Origin of the sequence: Stenotrophomonas sp. S41 (genome assembly GCF_016624625.1) — a bacterium.
In the GTDB taxonomy this organism is placed as follows: domain Bacteria; phylum Pseudomonadota; class Gammaproteobacteria; order Xanthomonadales; family Xanthomonadaceae; genus Stenotrophomonas.
Genome location: NZ_JACVTV010000192.1, coordinates 1 through 2,403 on the forward strand (window position 1 = coordinate 1; position 2,403 = coordinate 2,403).

Sequence of the window (2,403 nt, forward strand, 5' to 3'; positions counted from 1 at the left end):
CCCCCCCCCCCCCCCCCCCCCCCCCGCCGGGCGGGCCGGGCCGCGGCCCGCCACGCCTTTACCGCGTATGCCCGAACACCAGCTCGATGACGAACTGGCTGCCGAAGAACGCCAGCAGCAGCAACAGCATCGCCGACAGCGTCCAATGCACCGCCTTCGTCCCGCGCCAGCCGTAGCGGCGGCGGCCGATCAGCAGCACGCCGAACACGATCCACGACAGCACGCTGAGCACGGTCTTGTGCACCAGCTTCTGCGCCAGCAGGTCATCGACGAACAGCACGCCGGTGACCAGGGTCAGGGTGAGCAGGGCGAAGCCCACGGTGATGACCCGGAACAGCAGGGCTTCCAGGTCGGCCAGCGGCGGCAGTGCACGCAGCCACGGACGGAACTCGCGTCGGCGCAGCGCCCGTTCCTGCAGCCACAGCATGATCGCCAGCAGGGCAGCGATGCTCAGCGTGGCGTAGGCCAGCAGGGCCAGCCAGGCGTGGCTGGCCAGGCGCCAGCCCAGCACCTTGCTCGGCTCATGGCCGTAGCCGTGGTAGACCGCCAGCAGCAGCGCGGCCAGCGGGAACACCACCACGCCCAGCGCCGACATGCGCCCACGCGCACCGACCAGCGAGGTCAGCCAGGCCATGCCCAGGCCGACCAGCGACAGCGCGGCGAAGAAGTGCATGTCCGGGCCGCCGGTGGTGCGCATCGCCACCAGCACGTGGTAGCCGCCGTGCAGCAGCATGGCCGGCAGCGCCGGCCACAGCCAGGTGGGCGAACCGAGGGCATCATCGCGGCCAAGCGCACGCACCAGCAGGGCGCTGGCGGCCAGGTAGAGCAGGGCGGCGATGAGAACGATTAACATCGTTGCAGTTTCGCATACCCCCGTGATGCTGGCGACGGCCCCGTGGTCGCAGCCCGGGAAGGCGGGCGGACCCGTTATACTGTCTGCCTTATTGTCCCCCGCTTTCAGACAGGTTGCGCCGCATGTTCGAGTCCCTGACCCAGCGCCTTTCCGGCACCATCGAGCGCCTGCGTGGCCGCGGCCGCCTGACCGAGGAGAACATCCGCGAGGCGACCCGCGAAGTGCGCATCGCGCTGCTTGAAGCCGACGTCGCGCTGCCGGTGGTGCAGGCCCTGATCGAGCGCATCAAGGTGCGTGCGGTCGGCCAGGAAGTGCTGAAGTCGCTGACCCCGGGCCAGGCCCTCATCAAGGTCGTGCGCGACGAGCTGACCGCGGTGATGGGCGCCGAAGCCAGCGACCTGAACCTCAACGTTCCCGCCCCGGCCATCATCCTGATGGCAGGCCTGCAGGGCGCCGGCAAGACCACCACGGTGGGCAAGCTGGCCAAGCACCTGAAGGAAAAGCGCAAGAAGAAGGTGATGGTGGTGTCGGCCGACGTTTACCGTCCGGCCGCGATCGAGCAGCTGAAGACCCTGGCCGAGCAGGTCGGCGTGCTGTTCTTCCCGTCCAGCGCCGACCAGAAGCCGGAAGCCATCGTCCGCGCCGCCATCGACGATGCACGCCGCTCGTTCGTCGACGTACTGATTGTCGATACCGCTGGCCGCCTGGCCATCGACGAAGCGATGATGGCCGAGATCAAGGCTCTGCACGCGGCGGTCAACCCGGCTGAAACCCTGTTCGTGGTCGATGCCATGACCGGCCAGGACGCGGCCAACACTGCCAAGGCCTTCGGCGATGCGCTGCCGCTGACCGGCGTGGTGCTGACCAAGACCGACGGTGACGCCCGTGGCGGTGCCGCGCTGAGCGTGCGCTACATCACCGGCAAGCCGATCAAGTTCGTCGGTGTCAGCGAAAAGCCGGAAGGCCTGGACGTGTTCCACCCGGACCGTATCGCCAGCCGCATCCTCGACATGGGCGACGTGCTGTCGCTGGTCGAGCAGGTCGAGCAGCAGGTCGACAAGGACAAGGCCGCCAAGCTGGCCGAGAAGGTCGCCAAGGGCAAGAAGTTCGATCTGAACGACATGCGCGACCAGCTGGAGCAGATGCAGAACATGGGCGGCATCGGCGGCCTGATGGACAAGCTGCCGGGCCTGGGCAACATCCCCGAGCACCTCAAGCAGCAGGTCAGCCAGGGCAAGGAAGTGCCGCGCATGATCGCCATCATCAGCTCGATGACCAAGAAGGAACGGCGCAACCCGAACCTGCTGAACGGCTCGCGCCGCGCGCGCATCGCCAAGGGCTCGGGCGTGACCCCGGCCGACGTCAACAAGCTCATGAAGCAGTACATGCAGATGGAAAAGATGATGAGCAAGATGGCCGGCGGCGGCATGAAGGGCATGATGCGCAGCATGAAGGGCATGATGGGCGCCATGGGCGGCCGCGGCATGCCGTTCCGTTGATGTGTTGAGCCGCGGGCACGCGCCGTGGTCGGCGCGGCCTGCGTAGAGTCG

2 protein-coding genes are annotated in these 2,403 nt (G+C 67.9%); one reads left to right on the plus strand and one right to left on the minus strand.

Going from position 1 to position 2,403, the window contains the following annotated elements; translation table 11 throughout:
- Positions 1-58: 58 nt before the first annotated feature.
- Positions 59-853: a cytochrome c biogenesis protein CcsA gene (gene ccsA, locus IAE56_RS20785; protein ID WP_200753824.1), complete on the minus strand. Its 795-nt coding sequence runs from the start codon at positions 851-853 to the stop codon at positions 59-61.
- Between the two features lie 122 nt (positions 854-975).
- Here ccsA and ffh point away from each other — a divergent pair, with 122 nt between their 5' ends.
- Positions 976-2,352 carry a signal recognition particle protein gene (gene ffh / locus IAE56_RS20790; RefSeq protein ID WP_108768208.1) on the plus strand — a complete coding sequence of 459 codons (1,377 nt, stop codon included), beginning with the start codon at positions 976-978 and terminating at the stop codon, positions 2,350-2,352.
- Positions 2,353-2,403: the final 51 nt, after the last annotated feature.

Excerpts from the sequence above, each read along its gene's own strand:
- ccsA (WP_200753824.1), bottom strand. The coding sequence starts at position 853 with ATGTTAATCGTTCTCATCGCCGCCCTGCTCTACCTGGCCGCCAGCGCC.
- ffh (WP_108768208.1), top strand. The coding sequence starts at position 976 with ATGTTCGAGTCCCTGACCCAGCGCCTTTCCGGCACCATCGAGCGCCTG.